21 protein-coding genes and 1 tRNA gene are annotated in these 20,405 nt (G+C 65.1%); 3 read left to right on the top strand and 19 right to left on the bottom strand.

The genetic code is table 11. The features are described from left to right. Positions 1–124 precede the first annotated feature (124 nt). Together ABLE93_RS18560 and ABLE93_RS18555 are read right to left on the bottom strand one after the other, a co-directional pair. Positions 125–634, bottom strand: a complete 510-nt coding sequence (locus ABLE93_RS18560; RefSeq protein WP_348841343.1) for a tyrosine-type recombinase/integrase — start codon at positions 632–634, stop codon at positions 125–127. Beyond that, complete coding sequence (locus ABLE93_RS18555; RefSeq protein WP_348841342.1) at positions 622–1,113, bottom strand: Arm DNA-binding domain-containing protein; 492 nt, start codon at positions 1,111–1,113, stop codon at positions 622–624. The genes ABLE93_RS18560 and ABLE93_RS18555 overlap by 13 nt, the downstream gene beginning before the upstream one ends. A gap of 126 nt (positions 1,114–1,239) precedes the next feature. On the opposite strand from ABLE93_RS18555, the gene ABLE93_RS18550 reads away from it, so the two are divergent. Further along, positions 1,240–1,326: transfer RNA gene (locus ABLE93_RS18550), tRNA-Gly, on the top strand. Between the two features lie 404 nt (positions 1,327–1,730). Here ABLE93_RS18550 and ABLE93_RS18545 read toward each other — a convergent pair. Together ABLE93_RS18545 and ABLE93_RS18540 are read right to left on the bottom strand one after the other, a co-directional pair. Further along, positions 1,731–2,510, bottom strand: coding sequence for a GntR family transcriptional regulator (locus ABLE93_RS18545; protein WP_348841341.1), 780 nt, complete (start codon positions 2,508–2,510; stop codon positions 1,731–1,733). A gap of 136 nt (positions 2,511–2,646) precedes the next feature. After that, complete coding sequence (locus ABLE93_RS18540) at positions 2,647–4,371, bottom strand: Rid family hydrolase (protein WP_348841348.1); 1,725 nt, start codon at positions 4,369–4,371, stop codon at positions 2,647–2,649. Positions 4,372–4,490: 119 nt separating this feature from the next. Here ABLE93_RS18540 and ABLE93_RS18535 point away from each other — a divergent pair, with 119 nt between their 5' ends. Continuing rightward, on the top strand, positions 4,491–4,958 hold the full coding sequence (locus ABLE93_RS18535; RefSeq protein ID WP_348841340.1) for a RidA family protein: 468 nt from the start codon (positions 4,491–4,493) through the stop codon (positions 4,956–4,958). 7 nt (positions 4,959–4,965) lie between these two features. Here ABLE93_RS18535 and ABLE93_RS18530 read toward each other — a convergent pair whose 3' ends face one another. From ABLE93_RS18530 to ABLE93_RS18510, 5 genes are read right to left on the bottom strand one after another with little or no spacing between them, the layout of a single operon-like run. After that, positions 4,966–5,679 (bottom strand): ABC transporter ATP-binding protein, encoded by a 714-nt coding sequence (locus ABLE93_RS18530; protein WP_348841339.1) that lies wholly within the window; start codon positions 5,677–5,679, stop codon positions 4,966–4,968. Further along, positions 5,660–6,445 (bottom strand): ABC transporter ATP-binding protein, encoded by a 786-nt coding sequence (locus ABLE93_RS18525; protein ID WP_348841338.1) that lies wholly within the window; start codon positions 6,443–6,445, stop codon positions 5,660–5,662. The genes ABLE93_RS18530 and ABLE93_RS18525 overlap by 20 nt, the downstream gene beginning before the upstream one ends. Continuing rightward, positions 6,442–7,407 (bottom strand): branched-chain amino acid ABC transporter permease, encoded by a 966-nt coding sequence (locus ABLE93_RS18520; protein ID WP_348841337.1) that lies wholly within the window; start codon positions 7,405–7,407, stop codon positions 6,442–6,444. The genes ABLE93_RS18525 and ABLE93_RS18520 overlap by 4 nt, the downstream gene beginning before the upstream one ends. Beyond that, positions 7,407–8,273: a branched-chain amino acid ABC transporter permease gene (locus ABLE93_RS18515; protein WP_348841336.1), complete on the bottom strand. Its 867-nt coding sequence runs from the start codon at positions 8,271–8,273 to the stop codon at positions 7,407–7,409. Before ABLE93_RS18515 ends, ABLE93_RS18520 begins: the two co-directional genes overlap by 1 nt. A gap of 51 nt (positions 8,274–8,324) precedes the next feature. Then, the gene (locus ABLE93_RS18510; RefSeq protein WP_348841335.1) at positions 8,325–9,470 is read right to left on the bottom strand and encodes an ABC transporter substrate-binding protein; all 1,146 of its coding nucleotides are present in this window, start codon (positions 9,468–9,470) and stop codon (positions 8,325–8,327) included. 618 nt (positions 9,471–10,088) lie between these two features. Here ABLE93_RS18510 and ABLE93_RS18505 point away from each other — a divergent pair. Continuing rightward, a complete protein-coding gene (locus ABLE93_RS18505) occupies positions 10,089–10,430 on the top strand; it encodes a type 2 periplasmic-binding domain-containing protein (protein WP_348841334.1) in 342 nt (113 codons plus the stop codon). An 81-nt stretch (positions 10,431–10,511) separates the two neighbouring features. Here the strand turns inward: ABLE93_RS18505 and ABLE93_RS18500 are convergent, their stop codons facing one another. Genes ABLE93_RS18500 through ABLE93_RS18455 form a run of 10 tightly spaced genes read right to left on the bottom strand, consistent with a single transcriptional unit; the run spans position 10,512 to position 20,356 of the window. Then, positions 10,512–11,456, bottom strand: coding sequence for an electron transfer flavoprotein subunit alpha/FixB family protein (locus tag ABLE93_RS18500; protein ID WP_348841333.1), 945 nt, complete (start codon positions 11,454–11,456; stop codon positions 10,512–10,514). Continuing rightward, on the bottom strand, positions 11,456–12,205 hold the full coding sequence (locus ABLE93_RS18495) for an electron transfer flavoprotein subunit beta/FixA family protein (protein ID WP_348839906.1): 750 nt from the start codon (positions 12,203–12,205) through the stop codon (positions 11,456–11,458). The genes ABLE93_RS18500 and ABLE93_RS18495 overlap by 1 nt, the downstream gene beginning before the upstream one ends. Further along, a complete protein-coding gene (locus ABLE93_RS18490; protein WP_348841347.1) occupies positions 12,183–13,043 on the bottom strand; it encodes an HpcH/HpaI aldolase/citrate lyase family protein in 861 nt (286 codons plus the stop codon). Before ABLE93_RS18490 ends, ABLE93_RS18495 begins: the two co-directional genes overlap by 23 nt. Further along, complete coding sequence (locus tag ABLE93_RS18485) at positions 13,037–13,891, bottom strand: HTD2 family dehydratase (RefSeq protein WP_348841332.1); 855 nt, start codon at positions 13,889–13,891, stop codon at positions 13,037–13,039. The genes ABLE93_RS18490 and ABLE93_RS18485 overlap by 7 nt, the downstream gene beginning before the upstream one ends. Beyond that, positions 13,891–15,045, bottom strand: a complete 1,155-nt coding sequence (locus tag ABLE93_RS18480) for an acyl-CoA dehydrogenase family protein (RefSeq protein ID WP_348841331.1) — start codon at positions 15,043–15,045, stop codon at positions 13,891–13,893. The genes ABLE93_RS18485 and ABLE93_RS18480 overlap by 1 nt, the downstream gene beginning before the upstream one ends. A gap of 7 nt (positions 15,046–15,052) precedes the next feature. Continuing rightward, positions 15,053–15,931, bottom strand: coding sequence for an NAD(P)-dependent oxidoreductase (locus ABLE93_RS18475; protein ID WP_348841330.1), 879 nt, complete (start codon positions 15,929–15,931; stop codon positions 15,053–15,055). Between the two features lie 8 nt (positions 15,932–15,939). After that, the gene (locus ABLE93_RS18470; RefSeq protein WP_348841329.1) at positions 15,940–16,692 is read right to left on the bottom strand and encodes an SDR family NAD(P)-dependent oxidoreductase; all 753 of its coding nucleotides are present in this window, start codon (positions 16,690–16,692) and stop codon (positions 15,940–15,942) included. 11 nt (positions 16,693–16,703) lie between these two features. Beyond that, positions 16,704–18,737, bottom strand: a complete 2,034-nt coding sequence (locus tag ABLE93_RS18465) for an FAD-dependent oxidoreductase (protein ID WP_348841328.1) — start codon at positions 18,735–18,737, stop codon at positions 16,704–16,706. A 1-nt stretch (position 18,738) separates the two neighbouring features. Further along, the gene (locus ABLE93_RS18460; protein WP_348841327.1) at positions 18,739–19,551 is read right to left on the bottom strand and encodes an enoyl-CoA hydratase/isomerase family protein; all 813 of its coding nucleotides are present in this window, start codon (positions 19,549–19,551) and stop codon (positions 18,739–18,741) included. Between the two features lie 25 nt (positions 19,552–19,576). Then, positions 19,577–20,356 (bottom strand): SDR family oxidoreductase, encoded by a 780-nt coding sequence (locus tag ABLE93_RS18455; RefSeq protein WP_348841325.1) that lies wholly within the window; start codon positions 20,354–20,356, stop codon positions 19,577–19,579. Positions 20,357–20,405: the final 49 nt, after the last annotated feature.

The raw sequence follows: 20,405 nt of genomic DNA, 5'->3' as shown, positions 1-20,405 counted from the left end.
GCGACGGGATCTGCCGCTGCGCCTAGCCAGAAGCTCCGCGCCAGACCCCGCCGCTCACACCGCCGAACAGGCCAAACCCCACCGCCAGAGCGAACTCACCGCTGGATAGAAGTTGGGGGCAACGTCAGCCCTCCCCTCGCTCCGCCGGGAACACGAAGTATGAACCTTCTTCCACGCTGATCGTGTCCAGCAGCGCGCGAGCCGCCCCACCAAGGGGCCGGATGCTCTTGCCGGTCTTTGTGTCGGCAAGGACAAGCAGTCCGCGAGCAAGGTCAACCTCATCCCACCGAAGCGCAGCAATCTCATCGCGGCGACAACCTGTGAGAGCCCACAGCCGTGCGATGGCAAGGGCCTTCGGATTGACCCCCTCGCCCTCCAAAGCGTCGAAGGCCTTGCCCAGCCGCGCCACCTCGTCGAGGGTCAGATACCGCTCACGCCGATTGTCAGTCTTGCGCACGGCGGCGGTGTCACAAGGGTTGACCGGTACGATCCCCCTGCGCACGGCGAAGGAAAACACGGCCGAAAGATCGCGAACTACCTTGCGCGCGGCGCCATCCCCGCCCCGCACGATTATGCGAACACGGGGGCCGGCCTTCTCATCCTTCGCGGTCTTGCCGCCGCCTACGTCGCGCACGAATCGCTCGATATCGCCAGCACCGACCTCGGAGACACGCTTTTTGCCCAGCAGCGGAACCACGTGGTGACGAAGCCGAGCGAGCGTGTAGCCTTCGTCCGCTCCTTCATTGGCTCGCCCTGCCGAACACCCCACTGGACGAAACACCCCTCCTCCTCATAGAGGTCAATAAGGCCCGCTACGGTCATCTCCTTGGCCTTAGCGGCCTTTTGCGCAGCCGGATCGTCTCCATGGGTGACATCGGCTAGGAGCCGCTTCGCCGCAGCGCGAGCCTCATCCGGCGTGACCTTTCCGAAGGCCGCGATGATTATGCGCTTCTTGACAGCGCCACGGCCGGAGCCGGCTCGGTATTGCAAGCCCCACGTTTTCGCGCCAGTCGGTCGAACGCGAAGGAAGAAGCCGGGAAGGTCGGTGTCGAAAAAATAGACGAGCTGATCCCCAGGCACGATCGCATCGGTAGCGCGCTTCGTGAGCTTCATTGTCGGCATCAGCACCCCCTGCCACAATTCCGGTACCCACCCGGTACCCACCAAACAGGAACCAACAGGCAACCGCAGGAAATGCCGTACACCGATTTGCGTTGAAAACAAAAGGCTTTTATAACCGCAGGCAAAGCTGTCCAACGGCAGGAAACGGAAAGTCCAACCTTGCCAAGGTTGGGGTCGAGGGTTCGAATCCCTTCGCCCGCTCCAGTTTCTCTCAAGAACAATCATCGTGATAAGGATAGCCTTTCGGGGCTACTCTTGCTGACAACGCCTACGCGACGGCTCTCTCAGCAGGCGGCAAGGACGGGAAAGCGTATTTTAGGATACGTGGTGCGCGTTTGGTCCGGTTGATGCCTTGTAAATAGGTGCGCCGGGCTGCTCTGCCCACCATCTTGCCCCCTAGGTCTACAGTCGCCTCCGACCAATCCCGACGGCGCCCCACGCCCCCGAACACCTCATAACGCCGAACCAATCACGCCAGCGCGCGAGAGATGGGACCACGACGACGCATACCTTTCAGACACAGCTTTCCGTGGCCCTTCTTTCCTGCTCGACCCAGTTCAACCGGCTAGCCCAGGGTGCGGGGCCGCGCTCGGTACCCAACTCGATCCTTATCTGCGATTGAGCTCGTAGCGACGTTTGAAATATTTAGGATGCCACCACTCCCGAACGTACTGCAGCGGCCCATCGGGGCCGTGGAATTCAAGCGTATGCAGAACGACGGGGGCACCGATCTGGATTCCGAGCGGACCTGCGCAGATCGCATTCGCATCCGTCACGGTGATCTCCTCGACAACGCGTTGGGGCGGCATATCCAGACGGGTCTCGTAGAGCTCGACAGGGGTGGTCTTGCTCAAGTCCTGAAGCTTGATCAGATCCCCGATCGCGCGCGGGAGATAGGCTTCGACGATGTACACCGGGTTCTTGCCGATATAGCGCACCGCAAGCATAAGATAGGACTTCTCGTGGGACGACAGGCCGAGAAACGCCCGAGCCTTCGCAATCGGCCTGACCAGCTCCCAGCGCAGGATCTTCGGCACATCTGTGCGGGTGTCGGCGATGAACTTGATGAGATCCTCGATCGACTCAAGCTGCCATTCGGCGATCTTGCTGCGGCCGGTGACGAACGTCCCCTTCCCCGCGATCCGCTCGATCAGCCCGTTTCTCTGCAGGGCGTCGAGCGCGCGCCTGACCGTGATGCGGCTGACCCCGTGAATCTCGCACAGCTCGGTCTCCGTGGGCAGTTGCGCGCCGCGCTTCAGGCTGCCGCGAGAAATTTCCGCCACCAGCGATTGCGCCAGCTTGTCGGCCAACGACACCTTGTAGAACATCGGTGTTTCCGGCGCTTTCAGATCCGGAGTTTTGCCAACAGCAAGATTGAGCTTGACCATTTATAATACTCGTTGACGCCAAGGCCGCCCGACCCGGACGGCACGTTCCGATCTACCACGCTTGCGCAAGCGTAGGCTTTGCTTCGGCGGCGTCCGCTCCATGTCCTGCCTCAGCGGGGCGCCCGGCCGTCTGCAATCAGGCCGGCCGATGCGCCGTGAACTCATTGCGAGCCACCGTGCGCGCTTCGTCGATGGACAGACGGTGGTGCGCGATCTGCTCTGCACGCTCATCAATGTATTGGTCGAGGTCCTGGACCATCTGAAACTCCTTGAAGCTGTCGTGATATGCGATTCCCAGGCTATCGGCGATCAATTCGATCGCATTGACGATCTCGAACGAGACCGTCGCCGAATAGCTGACGATCTCGCGGTGGCAGGCGTGATAAACCGTCGCCAGCGTCTCGACGCCCGCCTGGGTCGCCGCCTCAAAAGCCGCATCGCGCGTGAGTTTCTTGACGCCCTCAAGCGGGATCATGTTGCGCATCATGCCAACGTGCTCAACCTCAAGTTCGACGAGTTCGAGCCCGGGGATCAGCCCGAGAATACGGCGGACCGCGGCGTTGACCTGCGGGTCGAACGCGCGCTCGTCGAGCGCCACGCGCCGGTTGACCGGATTCTTCATGAACGGCGCGAGCGCCTCGATGCGCGCCTCGAGATAAATATAGAACGCCGTGAAATCGAACGGCATCTCGCCGTGCACGGCCGCATAGGTGGGAAGATGCGTGCTGGAAAACTGAAGCTTGCAGGACGGACACCACGAGATCACTTCCGGCGCCGCTGCACTCACCATCTTGGCGATGGTATTCATCGCCATGCCGGTCGCCGCGCCGACGTCGCCCTTGAGCATCTGGTAAGACCCGCAGCAATGCGATGGGCCCCCCATGACTTCATAGCGGATCTCCAGCAGATCAAGGATGTCGAGACAGATCAGCGCGATGTGCGGCGTGCGCAAGACGTTGCACCCCGTATAGAAAATCACCTCGGACGGCTCTCCCTCGCTCGGCCGGCCAGCCCGCGGGTCGAGCCGTTCAAAGACCTCGGGCTTGAGGAAAAGCCGCGACATGTAGCGCACGCTCTTGGCCATGCCCTGAAACGCACGCGTGGCATCGGACTGAACCTGCTTGGCGCCGCGCTGGCGCAGCATCGCAGCCCGGCCCATTTCCATCATGAACATTGGATCGACGCCGTAGTCGCAAGCCGGGACGCAAACGCCGCTGCTTGAGCACGCCTCCACCCAGCGCGCGGAGTCCGGCGCCCCCTCCTCGCCGCCCAGCATCGCCAGGACGCCGGCGACAAGCGCCTTGGGATCGGCGGCGTCGAGCCCGGCCGGCGCAGTCATCGGGCAGGCCGTGGCGCATTTCCCGCATGTCGTGCAGATGTCGAGGATTTCGGTCTTGATGCGCGCCGTCGTCACCTCGACATATTGCTCTCGCCCAATCGCCATCATCATTGTTCCCCAGTCGGGCAGAGCCGCAGTCACTTCGATTTCGATCTTCGCACCCGGTACGGCGAGGGCCGCGATTTCGACCAACGTGGACGCCGGTTTGGTCGCGCCAAACACCGCCCGCCTCACTGCATCGATCTTCGCCCGGTCGCCGATCGAGGTCACAAAAACGGTCATTTTCAGAACATTGGCAAAGCTGCATCCGACCTGGTCGAGCGTGGTGCCGATGTTGCGAAAGACCTGCTCAGCCTGCGCGGTGATGTCGTCGCCGCCGAACAGCGCTCCACCGTTGTCCACCGGAAGCACGCCCGAGATGTAGTAAAGGCCGCCATAGCTCACGGCGTCGGCGTAGTGCGCCGCCGGCGCGCTGAGCGCGGCGATGCGATGCTCGATGCGAACGGATGGGTCGATGGCCATGGTCACAGGGCAACCTCATGATTGGCAGGGGCCAGGTTGATTTGTTATACAAATTATAACATTTCAGATAAAGCCCTTTCTGAAGTGCAGAGCGTCCGCAGGCAGGAGACCGACGAACCATGACAGGCAAGATCGAGGCGACTCTCGCGCGCATGGATGTGACGCTGTTTAGGCCCCCCGCGCCTGTCGCGAACTACGTACCCTACGTCCTCAGCGGCAAGCTGCTGTTCGTGAGCGGCCAGGTTTGCTACACGCCGGACGGCAGCCTGATCGCCAAAGGGAAGCTCGGAGCCGACGTCACGCTGGAACGCGGTGTGCTTGCCGCGCGGCAGTGCGCGATCAACCTTTTGATGGTGGCCAGGTTGGCCCTCGGCGAGCTCGATGCGATCGCCCGCGTGATCCGCCTCGGCGGGTTCGTGAATTCCGATCCTGGTTTCGAGCAGGGACCGACCGTTCTCAACGGCGCGTCCGACCTGATGGTCGCCACTTTCGGCGAAGCGGGCCGCCATGCCCGCACGACCGTGGGTGTTGCCGCTTTGCCCGGTGCAGCGGCCGTCGAGGTTGAAGCGGTGTTCGAGGTCCGCTGACACCGTCTCACGCTCCGAGATAGATCTGGCGGATGCGCGGATCCTCACGCAAGTCCTTGCATGCGCCAGACAGCGCCACCGAGCCCAGCTCAAGCGCATAGCCTCGGCTGGCGATCTTCAATGCCGCATGGGCATCCTGCTCGACCAGGAGGATGGTTATTCCCGCGCGATTGAGCGACACGATGGTGCGCATGAGTTCCTGCGTGATGTTCGGCGCAAGTCCGAGCGAGGGCTCGTCGAGCAAGAGTACGCTGGGCCGGCCCATCAGAGCGCGCCCCAGCGCCAGCATCTGCTGCTCGCCGCCCGAGAGCGACCAGGCCAGCTGCTTACGGCGCTCACGCAACCGCGGGAACATCTCGTACACCCGAGCAAGATCCGCCGAGAGAGAGCTTCTCCAGCGGTACCAGCGGGTTGCACCGACTTTAAGATTGTCCTCGACGGTCAGCCCTGCAAACACCCGCCGACCTTCCGGAACCTGGACAATGCCGAGATCGACGATCCGCTCGGGGTCCATGCCGTCGATCCGCTGGTCGCCGAGCCAGATGGCGCCGCTCGCCGGCCTAAGAAAGCCGGAAATGGAATTGAGCGTTGTCGTCTTGCCAGCGCCGTTGGCACCGATCAGCGTGACGATCTCGCCGGCCTTGACCTCCAGGGAGACGCCGGTGAGCGCAGTGATCTGTCCGTAGCGGACCTCAATGGCCTCAAGCCGCAGCGTCGTCATCGGGCCTGCCCAGATAGGCGGAAATCACTTCAGGGTTTTCGCGGATTTCGAACGGCCTGCCCTCGGCGATCTTCTTGCCGAAGGAGAGAACGGTGATCTCGTCGGCGATCCGCATCACCAGAGGCATGTTGTGCTCGATCAGGACCACGGTCACGCCGGAGTTCCGGATGGCCAGGATTTGCTGAACCAGGTCATTGACCTCCTGCGGGTTCATGCCCGCAGCCGGCTCGTCCAGCAGCAGGACTTTGGGAAGCGTCGCCAGAGCGCGCGCGATCTCGAGGCGCCGCTGCTGACCGTATGACAGCGAGCTTGCGGTCCAGCCGGCACGTTCCCCCAGCCCGACGAGCTGAAGCGCCTTGTGCGCCTCGGCCCGCGTCCGCGCCTCGTCGCTCCGGGCGGTCCGGGTGCGCAGCAGAATATCGAACAGGCCAGCCTCGGTCCGGCACTGGTGGCCGACCATCACGTTCTCAAGCAGGGTCATCTGCTTCCACAGACGGATGGTCTGAAACGTGCGCGCCACGCCGGCCCGGGCGATCTTTGACGGCCGCAGCCCGACCAGCGACTGGCCGGCCATGCTGACACTGCCGCTGTCGGGGCGGTAGATGCCGGTGATGAGATTGAGCGTGGTCGATTTGCCGGCACCATTGGGGCCGATCAGGGCGCGGATTTCGCCCTCCTGAATAGCCATGTCGACATTGTTGACGGCGACCAGGCCGCCGAACCGGCAGGTAAGCCCCTGGACGCTCAGGATCGGTCCGCTGTTCATGTGGCAGCATCCGCCGGCTTGGTCGTCCACCGGACCGCGAGCGCCCGCGCCGCGCCCAGCAGGCCCGTTGGCAGGAAGATCATCAGCAGAACGATGCCCGCACCATAGACCACCATGTAGTAGTCCTGCAGCACGCGCAGCCATTCGGGCAGGAGCGTCACCAGAACGGAGCCGACGATCGCTCCGACGATGGTCCCCGCTCCCCCCAGAAGAAGCGACACCAAGACCACCACGCTGACGTCGAAGGAGAAAACATCGGGGCTTATGACCGAATTGAGCGGACCATAGAGCGCGCCGGCGACGCCCGCGTAGATCGCACTAAGGATGAAGGCTGTCATCTTAACCTTTGCCGTCTCGATCCCCATGGATTCCGCCGCCAGCTCGCCTTCTTTGATGGCAAACAGCGCGCGCCCGAACGACGAGCGCTCGAGGCGGAACGCGACGGCCGCCCCGAGGACGACCGTGGCGAGAATGAAGTAATAGAACGATCGATCAGAGCTGATTTCGAAGGAACCGATCGACGGGGAGGGAATGCCGGTAATGCCGACCGCGCCATGGGTGAATTCTTGCCAGTTCAGCGCAACCAAGCGCACGATCTCGGCGAAGGCGAAGGTGGCGAAGGCAAAGTAGTGGCCGCGCAGGCGCAGCGTGGGAATGCCGATGATCCAGGCGAACACCCCGGACACGGCGGCCGATATGGGTAAGGCCAGCCAGAATGAAAAGCCAAAATCAACGGCCAGTATCGCCCCTGTATAGGCTCCGACGAGGAAGAACCCAACCTGCGCAAAGGACAACAGACCGGCATAGCCCAGGATAAAATTGAGCCCTAGAACCAAAATGATGTTGATGCCGACGAAATTGAGTAGTCGCAGGTGATAGGCTGATTTGACAGCGAACGGTAGCGCAAGCAACAGCGACATGCCCAGCACAATCAATAGAACGGCTTTCCAGCGCTTTGTCATCAGACTTTTTCCGATACCGGGCTCTTGAACAGGCCTTGTGGGCGCACGCACAAGACGACCATGAGCAAAATCATAGTTATGACATCTTTGTAGGCAGATGAGATCAGCTTGGCGGCGAAGGTCTCGATCAGCCCGACCAGAATTCCGCCAAGAACAGCGCCCGGCAGGCTGCCGAAGCCGCCGACGATGACGCCGATCCACGCCTTCACGATCAATCCGGACCCCATATTTGGTGAGGCAAGAAAGATCGGCACCAGCATGAAGCCGGCGAGCCCCGCAAGGGCCGTGCTGACCACGAAGGTCAACGCAATCATCTTGCGCACTGGCACGCCGCACAGCCGCGCCGCATACTTGTCGTTCGCTGTCGCACGCAACATCCGGCCAAGGGTTGTGAAGGCGAAGAACCAGGACTGGAAGGCCAGGATCATCGCCGTGATCGCAATTACGGCGAGGCTCTGGGACGGAATGTTGACGCCGAAGATCGTCACCAGGCGCGTCTCCAAGAATGGCGCCATCGTGTAGGGCTCAGGCCCGGCCAGCGCCTGCACACCGTTACGCAGGAATATCCCGGCGCCGAGGCAGCTGATGACGACGTTGATCGTGGGTTTGTCGCGCAACGGATAGTACGCGAAAGCCTGGAACAGAAATCCGACCAGGCCTGAGCCAGCGAGCACCAGGATGGCTGTTGCCCAGAGCGGCCACCCCAAGCCGACCACGCCGAGTATTCCGAAATAGGAGCCGACCACCAGAAGGTCGCCCTGAGCGAAATTGACCGCGCCGACAGCATTGAAGATCAAGACGAAACCAAGCGCGATCAATGCATAGATGCATCCGATCGCCACGCCGCTGAAGACGAGCTGAAGCATAAGCGACCCCGTTGACGGATGCGGTCGGAGCCGCATCCCTGTCTCTTGCGTTCACTCTCCGGCCCTGAGGGGGCTCTCTGCGCGCTCCAGCTCGATCTGCTTCAAATCGCGGATCTGAACGATGGAGACCGTGTGCATCATGTTGCCCTCTTTGTCGGACTGATAGGGGCTGCTCAGGCCCTCATACTTGATCGTGTGCAGTCCGGCGGCGATGGCCTCGGGCTCGGGTCCGTAGGTGGCAATGGTCTTGAGCAACATGCCGGTCGCGTCGTAGTCGAGCAGCGCCTGATAGTCCGGTACGAAGCCGAAGCGCTTCTCGAATTTCTGCGCCCACTTCTGCACTTCAGGATTTTTGTTGAAGATCGGATCGAGCACGGGTGTTTCGGCATAGGCGCCCTCGATATCCGCGGCCTCCACCAGTTTCAGCGCCGATCCCGCCACGGACTGCGAACTGAGGGCGAACGGAATGTTGAGGCCGAGCTCGCGCGCCTGCTTCAGGATCAGCGCAGAGGGCACCTGGAACGTCTGCAGGAAGATAATGTCGGCCCCCGCATCCTTGAACTTGGCGAGCTGCGCGGAAAAATCCTTGTCGGTGGGCTGGTGGGACTCCACCGCGACAGGTTCGAGGCCCAGCGACTTCAGCGTCGCAATCGTCTCGTCCCGGCCACTTGTTCCGTAATCCTCGGCCGAATAGAACACGCCCACGCGCTTCTTGCCCGCCTTCTCGACCACATACCTGATCAGCGGCGGCTTGTTCATGCCGTCATGGGGGAAAAAGCGGAAGATGAAGGGATTGTTTTGCTTGGTGACCTTCATCACGCCGGTCAGGGTCAGGCCCGGAACCTTGGCCTTCTGCAACAACGGGAGTTGCGGCAGCACGTGGGTTCCGCGGATGCTGAGCAGTACCGCAGACGGACTGTCGGACAGGACGCGATTGAGCGCATTGATCGCCGTGGTCGGCGACATGGCGTTGTCTCCATACACCACTTCCACCTTGCGATTGCCGCCCTTGAGCGGCACGCCACCCGCAGCGTTGGCCTCCTCCACGGCAAGCTCGATACCGCCCTTCTGTTGAACGCCGCCCAGCGCAAAATCCGTGGTCAGCGAAATGCTCGCCCCGATCTTGATCGGATCGCCAGCCGCCTGGGCACCAGGCGCTGTTGCGGCAAAGGCCGCCGCAAGGACTGCGGCGCACATGGTCCAGTATCTCGCAGTCGACATGACGCTCTCCGTTGAAGCGGCTGTATTGCATATGCCCGGAACGACGGGCGTTTGCGGGCCAGATCCCGCCGACGCGCCAGCCGCCCGGATGTAACATTTGTTATAATTGCTATAACAATTACGGCTTCCCAAGCCCAAACTTTGCGCAGCCAATGGCGCCCCGTTGAGCAGCGCGCGGCACCCGGCATCGGCTCGACAAGGGCCAGATTGAGAAGCGGAGAAATCGCGCCATTCCAGGCGCATCACGCGTTCGCCGTGAATAATAGTATCTATGGCTATCTTGCATCCTTGGCTGAGTGAATCATCGCGGCTCCATATAGCCGCAATGAATAACCTCTCCGGACGGCGAGTAATCCCTGCGTGACTGGGGCAGCAATGATCGTGCGGGAAGACGGGGTCTCGCGATATGCCGCCTGCGGGGGTCCGCGCTTTGGCGCCTTGCTCATGGCAGGCAGATGCATCGAGCGGAACTGCGTCAGCTCAGCTACTTTTAAGCCGTTGCGGAAACCGGAGCGATCTCGAGCGCCGCCACGTTGCGGGGATTGGCCCAACCCACCTTGTCGGAGGCGGCGGCCAAACTTAAGAAGCAGCTGGATGTCGAGCTACTGGTTCGCGGTGTACGCGGTATTTTACCTAGCGGATGCCAGACTGCCGCTTGCGCGCCATGCGCGCGAGATGCTGCGCACCATGGAGGGCACCATCGAAGAAATGCGTTACCTCAGCGGGAAGGCGTGCGGGCATTTGTCTGTCGGCTTCTTCCGCTCCCTTGCGCACGTAGTGAGCGTGCCTTGGGCCAACACGGCGCAGGCGAACCATTTGAAGATGCGCCTGCAGATCGCTGAAGGCTTATCGGGTCATATTCTATCGTGGATCATGCAGGGAAAGCGTGAAAGCTCAGTCCATCCCGTTCGGGATCAAACGGCTGCATCTCGATAGGTCGCCGGCTGGTCTTCGGAATGAGGTGTTCCATGGCGTGAGAGGGCGGAGCGCGGGCGGCGGCTGGAGGACTGGCAAAGCTCAGCCCTTCACCTTGGCGAGTTCCGCCTTCAATTCCGGGATGACGGTATTGATGTCGCCGACGAGGCCGTAGTCGGCCACCTGGAAGATGGGGGCCTCCTCGTCCTTGTTGACGGCGACGATGACCTTGGAGTCCTTCATGCCGGCGAGATGCTGGATGGCGCCGGAGATGCCCAGCGCGATGTAGAGCTCCGGGGCCACCACCTTGCCGGTCTGGCCCACCTGCCAGTCGTTCGGCGCGTAGCCCGCATCCACCGCGGCGCGCGAAGCGCCCACCGCCGCGCCGAGCACGTCGGCGAGCGGCTCGATCAGTTCCGCGAACTTCTCCCGCGAGCCCACCGCGCGGCCGCCGGAGACGATGATCTTCGCCCCGGTCAGCTCGGGACGGTCCGAGGCGGCGATGCTCTCCTCCAGGAAAGCCGAGAGCGCCGGATCGGCCGCCGCACCCACGCTCTCCACCGCGGCGGAGCCGCCCTCGGGCGTCGCCGCGAAGGACGCGGTGCGCACCGTGACCACCTTCTTCGCGTCGCCGGACTTCACCGTCTGCAGCGCGTTGCCGGCATAGATGGGCCGCTCGAACGTGTCCGGCGCCACCACCTTGGTGATGTCGGACACCTGCATCACGTCCAGCAGAGCGGCGACGCGCGGCAGCACGTTCTTCACCATGGCGGTGGAGGGGCCGACGATGGCGTCGTAGGCCGGCGCCAGCGACACGATCAGCGCCGCCAGCGGCTCGGCGAGCCGGTGGGCATAGAGCGCGTCGTCGGCGAGCAGCACCTTCTCGACGCCGGAGAGCTTCGCCGCGGCATCGGCGACGGCCCTGGCATCCTTGCCGGCCACCAGCACGTGCACCGGCCCGCCGATGGCGGCGGCGGCGGTCAGCGCCTTGGCGGTGACGCCGTTGAGGGCCGAATCGTCGTGTTCGGCAATGAGCAGAACGGCCATCAGATCACCCCCGCCTCGTCCTTGAGCTTCGCCACCAGCTCGGCCACCGAGCCCACCTTCACGCCCGCCTTGCGGCCGGCCGGCTCGGCCGTCGACAGCACCGTGAGGCGCGGCGCCACGTCGACCCCGTAGTCCGCCGCGGTCTTCTCGGCGATGGGCTTCTTCTTGGCCTTCATGATGTTGGGCAGCGAGGCGTAGCGCGGCTCGTTGAGGCGCAGGTCCGTCGTGACGACGGCCGGGCCGGAGAGCTTCACGGTCTGCAGGCCGCCGTCGATCTCGCGGGTGACGGCGACGCCGCCCTCCTCGAGGGCGACCTTGGAGGCGAAGGTGCCCTGCGGCCAGTTGAGCAGCGCGGCGAGCATCTGCCCGGTCTGGTTGCAGTCGTCGTCGATGGCCTGCTTGCCGAGGATGACGAGGCCGGGGGCTTCCTCGCCCACCACGCCCTTGAGGATCTTGGCCACCGCGAGGGGCTCCACCACGCCGTCCACCTTCACCAGGATGCCGCGGTCGGCGCCCATGGCCAGCGCGGTGCGGATGGTCTCGGACGCCTGGGCCGGGCCGATGGACACCGCGATCACCTCGGTCGCCTTGCCCGCTTCCTTCAGCCGCAGGGCCTCCTCGACGGCGATCTCGTCGAACGGGTTCATCGACATCTTCACGTTCGCAAGCTCGACACCCGAGCCGTCCGACTTCACCCGGACCTTCACGTTGTAATCCACCACCCGCTTAACGGGCACCAGGATCTTCATGGCAATCGTCCTTTGCTTGACGAATAAGGCCCCCGGGCGGCGGCTCCATCTGCCGACTAAGGATGGTCCGCGCACGGATCCGGACGGGCTCGTCCACCATGGCGCCATCCACGGCGGCCGCGCCGTCCCCGCTGGCGAGAACCTTTCGCGCCCAGGCGATCTCGGCCTCGTCCGGCGCCAGACCGGCGCGGATCGGGACGATCTGGCGGGGATGGATGGCGAGCTTTCCGCCGAAGCCGAGATCCAGCGCATGCCGTGCGTCGGCCGAGATCGCGCCGGCATCCCCGATGCTCGTCGTCACCCCGTCCACCGGTGCGACGAGACCGGCGAGGCGGGACGCGAGCACCAGTTCGCTGCGCGCCACGAGCAGCGCATCGCGGGTGTGCATGCAGCCGATATCGGCGCAGAAATCGATGCTCCCGAATGCCAGGCGGGTGACATTCGACGTTTCGGCGATGCGTCGGGCGTCGGCGAGGCCCCGCGCGCTTTCCACCAAAGCGACCACGGGAACGGGTGAGGCCCCGCAGAGCGACGAGAAAGGCTCACCCGCCTCCGCTTTGGGCACCATGACCGCCGCAAAGCCGTGCCCGGCAAGTGCCGCCATGTCCGCAGCATGCCAGGGCGTGCCAAGCCCGTTGACACGCACGATGATCGGAACCGAGCCGAAGCCCGAGCGAAGGGCGGCGCGCGCCGCGTCCTTGGCGTCGGCGGCAACCGCGTCCTCGAGATCGAGGATCACGGCGTCGGCGCCGGCGGCGGCCGCCTTTTCGAACCGCTCCGGTCGATCGGCCGGGACGAACAGCGGGATGGCGAACGGGAGCACTGGCCGAGTCACCATGCGGCCTCCGCAATCATTGCGACCGGGCCGCCTCCGCGCGCCGTCCACAACTTCAGTCCGTCCGCATCGGCTGTCGCGTGCAGCGCGAAGGTGTCCGTGTCGAACAGCGGGGAGAGGCCACGGAAGCTGAAGCGCGCGGGCGGGCTTCCCCGGAGCTCTGCGGCATAGGTGCAAAGCAGGGCGGCCTGCATCGGCCCCTGGACGACAAGCGCGGGATAGCCTTCGACCCCTGTCGCGTAGGGCCGGTCGTAATGGATTCGATGGGCGTTGAAGGTCAGCGCCGAATAGCGGAACAGCAGGGGCGTACCGGCGGTCACGGGCTTTACAAATGCCCCCTGCTCGGCGGGCGTGGGCACCTTGCCCGTCGCGCCGGATTCGGCTTCTCGATAGACGATGTCCTGCCGCTCCTCGATCATCAGGATGCCATTCGCTTCCAAGCGGTGCTCGACCGTGACAAAGCACAGCGGCCCGGTGCGCCCGTCCTTCAGCGACACGTCGGAAATGCGGGACGTGCGCCTCACGACATCCCCGACCCTCAGATCTCCGTGGAATGTCAGCGCCCCACCCGCCCACATGCGCCGGGGCAGCGGCACCGGGGGCAGGAAGCCGCCGCGGGCCGGATGGCCGTCCACGCCGAGGCCCGCGGTGGGCACGGCTGGCTGGGCAAGGCAGAAGTGGATGAGGCGCGGCAGCACCCCTCCGTGCGTGGGCGGGGCGCCGGGCGCATCGAACATGGCGTGATACTTGCGCGCCAGATCCTCGCCCACAATGTCAGTGGCGACGTCCTCCCGGCCGATCCACGACTTCAGGTGATCCACGTCCAGCGCAAGACGGTCAGGGGCTGCCATCAGTAGGACCTCGGCATGCCAAGTACATGCTCGGCCAGATAGGACAGGATGAGGTTGGTGGAGATGGGCGCCACCTGGTAGAGACGCGTCTCGCGGAACTTGCGCTCCACATCATATTCCTCGGCGAAGCCGAAGCCGCCATGGGTCTGGATGCAGGCATTGGCCGCCTCGAAGGAGGCGTCGGCAGCGAGCATCTTGGCCATGTTGGCTTCAGCACCGGGATTGGCGCCGGCCTCGTAGAGGCGGATCGCCTCGCGCACCATCAGCTCGGCGGCGCGCATGTTGGCGTAGGCCTTTGCGATGGGAAACTGGATGCCCTGGTTCTGGCCGATCGGACGGCCGAACACGTGCCGCTCCTTCGCATAGGCCGATGCCTTGTCGATGAACCATTTGGCATCGCCGACGCACTCGGAGGCGATCAGGATGCGCTCGGCGTTCATGCCGGAGAGAATATAGCGAAAGCCCTTGCCCTCCTCGCCCACGAGATTCTCCACCGGCACCTTCACATTGTCGAAGAAAACCTCGGTGGTGGCATGGTTCATCATGGTGCGGATGGGGCGGATGGTCAGCCCTGCCTTCAGCGCATCCCGCATGTCGAGGATGAACACCGAGAGCCCGTCCGTCCTTTTGGCCACCTGATCCCGGGGGCTCGTACGAGCGAGCAGCAGCATGAGATCGGACTGCGCCGCGCGGCTCGTCCAGATCTTCTGGCCGTTCACCACATAATGGTCGCCCTCGCGGCGGGCGGTGGTGCGCAGCGCGGTGGTGTCGGTGCCGCTGGTGGGTTCGGTGACGCCGAAGGCCTGAAGGCGCAACTCGCCCGAGGCGACCTTGGGCAGGTAGCGCTGCTTCTGCTCCGCAGAGCCGTGACGCAGCACCGTGCCCATCACGTACATCTGCGCGTGGCAGGCGGCGCCGTTGCAGCCCTGGCGCTGGATCTCCTCCATGATGACGGCGGCGGCGGAAAGCGGCAGGCCGGCGCCACCGTATTCCTCCGGGATCAGCGCCGAGAGAAATCCGCTCTCAGTCAGCGCCGAGACGAATTCCGTGGGATAGGCCATCTCGCGGTCGAGCTTGCGCCAGTATTCGCCGGGAAAGCCGGCGCACAGCCTGGCGACGGCCTCGCGGATATCGGAATGATCGTGCTGCTGCATGGTGTCCTCAGGACTGACGGGGCGCGGCCGCGACGGCGCGCCAGGTTTCGAACGTTTCGTCGCCGATGCTCTCGAGCAGCGCGCGGAGGGCTTTGGTGAAGGGCAGCTCGCCGGACCCCGCGCCGATGGCCAGCGCGAGGTCGATGTCCTTGCGCAGGATCGACTGGATAGAATCGAAATCGGCGCGGGTCGATGTCCATGCCGTATAGGCTTCCGGGGCATCTTTCGGGTGCGCCGTGAAGAAGTTGCGGCCGGAGCCGGCCTCGAACACCGGAATCGCGTCAGGCAGGCGGATTCCATTGTCGCCGGCGATGCGATAGGCCTCGGCGGCGACCATCAGCGTGGTGATGCCGACGAGATTGTTGACGATCTTGGTGGCCTGCCCGGTGCCCAGGGGCCCGCAGTGGAAGATGTTCGGGCCCATGGCCAGCATCAGCGGTCGCAGCCGCTCCACGTCCTCAGCCGCCCCGCCCATCATGATGGCGAGGGTTCCCGCCTTGGCCTTCACCGGGCCGCCGCTGACGGGCGCATCGACGATGCGCAGTCCAAGAGGATCCAACTCGTGCGCCAGCTCCCGCATGGTCTCGGGCGCGATGGTGCCCATCATCACGACCATGGGTTTGTGCCCTTCGAGCCCGGAACGCAGCCCCTGCTCACCGAGCACCACCGCGCGGGCCTGCTGGGGTGTCGCCACCAGCACGATCACCACATCGCTGCTGGCGCAATCGCGCGCCTCTTCCACGCAGCGCACGCCGCGCTCGGAGAAGGGAGTGAGCGAATCCTTGCTGCGATCGCAGACGGTGAGCTCAAACCCCGCCTTGTGAATGTTCATGGCCATCGGCGCACCCATGGCGCCGACCCCTATGACAGCAATGGATCTGATCATGGTTTGCCTCAGGAAATGGTGACACCGCTGTCCACGGACAGCACCTGTCCGGTGACCACGCGGGCATCGTCGCTGCCGAGATAGACCGCCATGCCGGCGATGTCGGCCGGCACGCAGAGGCCGAGGAGGTGCCGGCCGGCGAGCCGCCGCAACTCCTCGCGGGTCTCCATGAGCCCCTCCACGCGGGGGGTGAGAACGAGGCCGGGCGCGATGGCGTTCACGCGGATGCGGTCGGCGGCGTATTCGACGGCCATGGAGCGGGTCATGGCCGCCACCCCGCCCTTGGCGGCGGTGTAGCAGTCGCGTTCGGGCAGGGCCATCAGCGCCACCATGGAGGACAGGTTGATCACCGCCCCCCCGCCAGCGTGCACCATCTCGGGGATAGCGTGTTTGCAGCACAGGAAGGTGCCGTAGAGGTCGAGACGGATCACGCGCCAGAACTCCTCGTCGGGAGCGTCCGTCACCCGTGCATCGGCCGCGCTCGAGCCGCCGGCGATATTGCACAGCACATCGAGCCGTCCGAAGCGCGCGACGGTCTTCGCGACCGCGGCCTTTACCTGCTGCGGATCAGTGATGTCGCAGACGATAGCGAGGCCATGCTCGCCCGCGCCCGCATGGAGAAGCACTTCGTCGAGGGCCCCAGCGTCGACGTCGATCGCCGCCACCCGCGCGCCTTCGGCGATGTAGCGCGCGCAGGTCTCGCGGCCGATGCCGCCCGCGGCACCGGTGATGAACGCAACCTTCCCGTCAAGCCTTGCCATGGAAGTCTCCTTCAGAGCATCCACCCGGCGCGCTCGCCATCGAGGATGGCGATATCCGCCTGTCGGGGGGCCAGGGCGTCTCCGATCACATGCAGTTCGACGCCGCTTCCAGCGAACGCACGGGCCAACGCGTCATCAGCACGATTGCCCATCGCGAGGATCACCTCGCCGTCATGGGCGATCTGCCGCTCCGCCCCGCCGAACCGAGCTTCGCACACCAGATGGCCGGGCCTGATCGCCGTAACGAACGTTGCGGGCACCACCTCGACCCCCAGGGTAGAGAGCTTGCGGTAGAGGGAGGGCGCATGGTGCACCGGCAGATCGGCGCCGGCGTGCATGTGGGGGGTGACGATGGTGACCTTCAGCCCGCGCGCCGCCAGCATCTCGGCGGCGGCGGTGCCGGAAAGGTGGGGATCGTCTTCCACGACGACGACCGGTCCCGCGAAGCGCTCCGGCGCCTCGAAGGCGTCCCACACCGTCCGGACATGGGGGAGGTCTGCGCCGGCGATGCCGTCCGCGCCGGGGCGGAGCGAAGTGTAGCCGTCCCGCCTGGGGAGCGAACCGGTGGCCACGACGACCGCCTCGAAGCCCTCGCGTTCGATCAGTTTGCGGTCGGCCGTCGTGGAGAGGCGAATCTCAACGCGAAGCCGCTTCAGCATCTCGATCTGCCAGCGGTGGATCTCGGCGAAGCCGCGGCGCGAGGCGATGGCGCTGGTCATCAGGTTCTGGCCGCCGAGTCGCGCCGTCCGCTCGATGAGAGTGACTTGATGCCCGCGCTCGGCCGCGACGCGGGCAGCGGCGAGGCCCGCCGGTCCGCCGCCGACCACCGCGACGCGCTTCGACCGTTCGGCCGGCCGCATACGCCCGATGCCGATCTGCGCCTCGCGCCCCACGGCGGGGTTGTGGATGCACCCAACGCCCCGACCGCGGTCCAGCCCAACGATGCACGACTGGTTGGAGTAGGTGCACACGCGGATGGCCTTGGTGTCCCCGCGTGCGGCCTTCAGAGGCAGTTCGGGGTCTGAGATCAGGGCACGGGCCATACCGATGAAGTCCGCCTGCCCCGCCGCCAGCACGGCCTCCGCCGCCTCGGGCGTGGCGATGCGCGAGCTGACGCAAACCGGCGCCCCCGCCGTCGCCGACCGGATCACCCCGGCCTCCTGCGCGAACTGCGCTTCCGGGGCCGAGATGTCGGCGATCCAGCCGGGATAGTGCAGGGAGGTGAGGCCGCTCACATTCAGATAGCTGATCCCCTCGTCCCTGAGCCGGACCGCCACCGCGATCGCGTCCTGCGGCGTCAGCCCGCCGGGAACATCGTCGCGGCCATTGATGCGGGCCCCGATGAGGAAGTGAGGCCCCGCCGCGGCGCGGATGGCGGCGAGGCCTTCCAGCAGGAAGCGCATGCGGTTTTCAAGCGGGCCGCCATAGCGGTCCCCGCGCGTGTTGGTGGCGGGGGAGAGGAACTCGTGCAGCAGGTAGCCCTGGGCGGCGAACAGCTCGACCCCGTCGGCTCCGGCCGCCTTCAGGTTCAGCGCCGCTTCCGCCATCGTCGCGGCGTACTCGGCGATGTCCGCCTCGGTCATCTCCTTGGGGATTTCCCCGGTGCGCGGGCAGGGCAAAGGTGACGGAGCCAGCAGGGGCACGCCGTACTGCGTTGTGCCGGGCGAGCGCAGCTGTCGTCCACTTATATTGAGCTGGGAGACGAAACACGCCCCTTCCGCCTTGATGGCGTCGATCATCCGCCGGTAGTGCGGCTGGAGAGACGCGTCGTTGGCGAGGTCGAGACCGCCCAAGGGCGAGGTTTCCAGCGACCCGCCCCATGTGGCGAGCCGGCGCCAGGACGCCGGCATCAGGAAGTTGGACATGACGATGAGGCCCGCGCCGCCCTTCGCCCGCTCCACATGGTAGGCGATCGTGCGATCGATGGCCGAGCCGTAGCCACCCCCGAACATCACGGCGTGCGGCATCATGGCGATGCGATTGCGCAGCGTGACGTGGCCGAGGGCGAGCGGGCTCAGCAGACGCTCGAAGGGGGCGGTCGCCATCTCAGAAGGGCCCCTTGCGCGGAAAGTTCGGCGGCCGCTTCTCGCGGAAGGAGGCGAGGCCTTCTTGCGGGTCGGGACCGGAGAAGCCCAGCATCTCAAGCGCGAGCGAAGCGTCGAAGGTCGGGCCCATCATGCGGAGCCAGTTGTTGAGCGAATATTTGGTCCACTGGACGGCGGCAGGCGCGCCCTCGGCGAGGCGGACCGCGATGGCGAGTGCCTTTTCCTGTAGTTCGTCCTCCTCCACCGCAAGGGCGACGAGGCCCATGCGCTCCGCCATCTCGCCGGTCACCGGCTCGTTGAGCAGCAGGTGGTACTTGGCCTTAGCCATCCCGCAGAGCAGCGGCCATATGATGGCGGCATGGTCGCCGGCAGCCACACCGAGGCGCACATGGCCATCCACCAGTTTGGCGGTCTTGGTGACGACGGGGATATCGCAGATGAGTGCCGCGGCCAGCCCAGCGCCGACGGCTGCGCCCTGCACAGCAGAGACGATGGGCTTCGAGCAGTTGATGATGTTGTAGACGAGGTCGCGCGCCTCCCGCCACATGTTGGCGCGCTCCTCGAAGCTGCGCGTCAGGGCATCCACCATCTCGAACGACCCACCCGCCGAGAACGAGCGGCCATTGGCGCGAAGGAGAACGGCGAGCGTGTCGCGGTCCCTGTCGACGACGCGCCAGATGTCCACCAGTTCGCGATGGGCGTCGGCGCCGAGCGCATTCAGCGTCTCCGGCTGGTTCAACGTGATCCGCAGCACGCCGGGCGCCGGCCGATCCACGAGGAGGGAGGGAAAGGCGGAATAGGTTTCGATGGTCATGGTGCCTCCGGATGCCGCGCGGGCGTCAGATGGATCGGCGGGAGGTGAGGCCGCCGTCGATCGTCATGATGGTGCCGGACGTGTAGGCCGAACGCGGCGAGGCGAGGAAAGCGAAGAGGTCCGCCACTTCCCGCACGTGGGCGGCGCGACCGAGGGGATAGGCGGCAAGAAGCTCCGTATAACGGCTCTCGTCGCCCCATTGCTCACGGGCACGCTTCTTCATGATGTTGAAGATGCGATCCGTGGCCACCGGTCCGGGATTGATGCCGACGACGCGGATCCCGTCCTCGAGGCTGCGGCCCCCGAGCGAGCGCGTGAAGGCCATCAGGGCCGCGTTGCCGGTCGAGCCCGCGATGTAGCGGAAATCGAAATTCTCGCCGCCGTTGCCGATATTGTTGAGGATGACGCCCCCGCCGGCCGCCTTCATCTTCGCATAGCAGGCGCGGCACAAGTCGATGTAGCCGAGGACCTTGACCTCCCAGCCGGTCCGCCAGCGCTCGGCATCCACCTCCCAGAGGTCGCCGCCAGGAATGGCGCCGGCGTTGTTGACGAGCACGTCCACCTGGCCCGCCCCGGCCGCGATGGCTTCGGCCGCGCCCGGGGCGGCAATGTCCTGCTCATGGATCGTGGCGGCGACGCCATGGGCTTCGCGCAGACGGGCCGCCAGCGTCGCCAACTTGTCGGCCGATCGGGCGACGAGATGGAGGTTGCACCCCTCCTCCGCGAACACCTCGGCCAGCCCCGCGCCGATCCCCTGGGAGGCCCCGGTGATCAGAACGGTCTTGCCGCGCAACTGAAGATCCATGTGCGTTCTCTCCCTTCGGCATCGGTCGGATTGGATTCGCCGAAGCCTT

Origin of the sequence: Xanthobacter pollutisoli (assembly GCF_040044995.1) — a bacterium.
In the GTDB taxonomy this organism is placed as follows: Bacteria; Pseudomonadota; Alphaproteobacteria; order Rhizobiales; family Xanthobacteraceae; genus Xanthobacter.
This window is presented reverse-complemented; position numbering and strand designations above follow the sequence as displayed.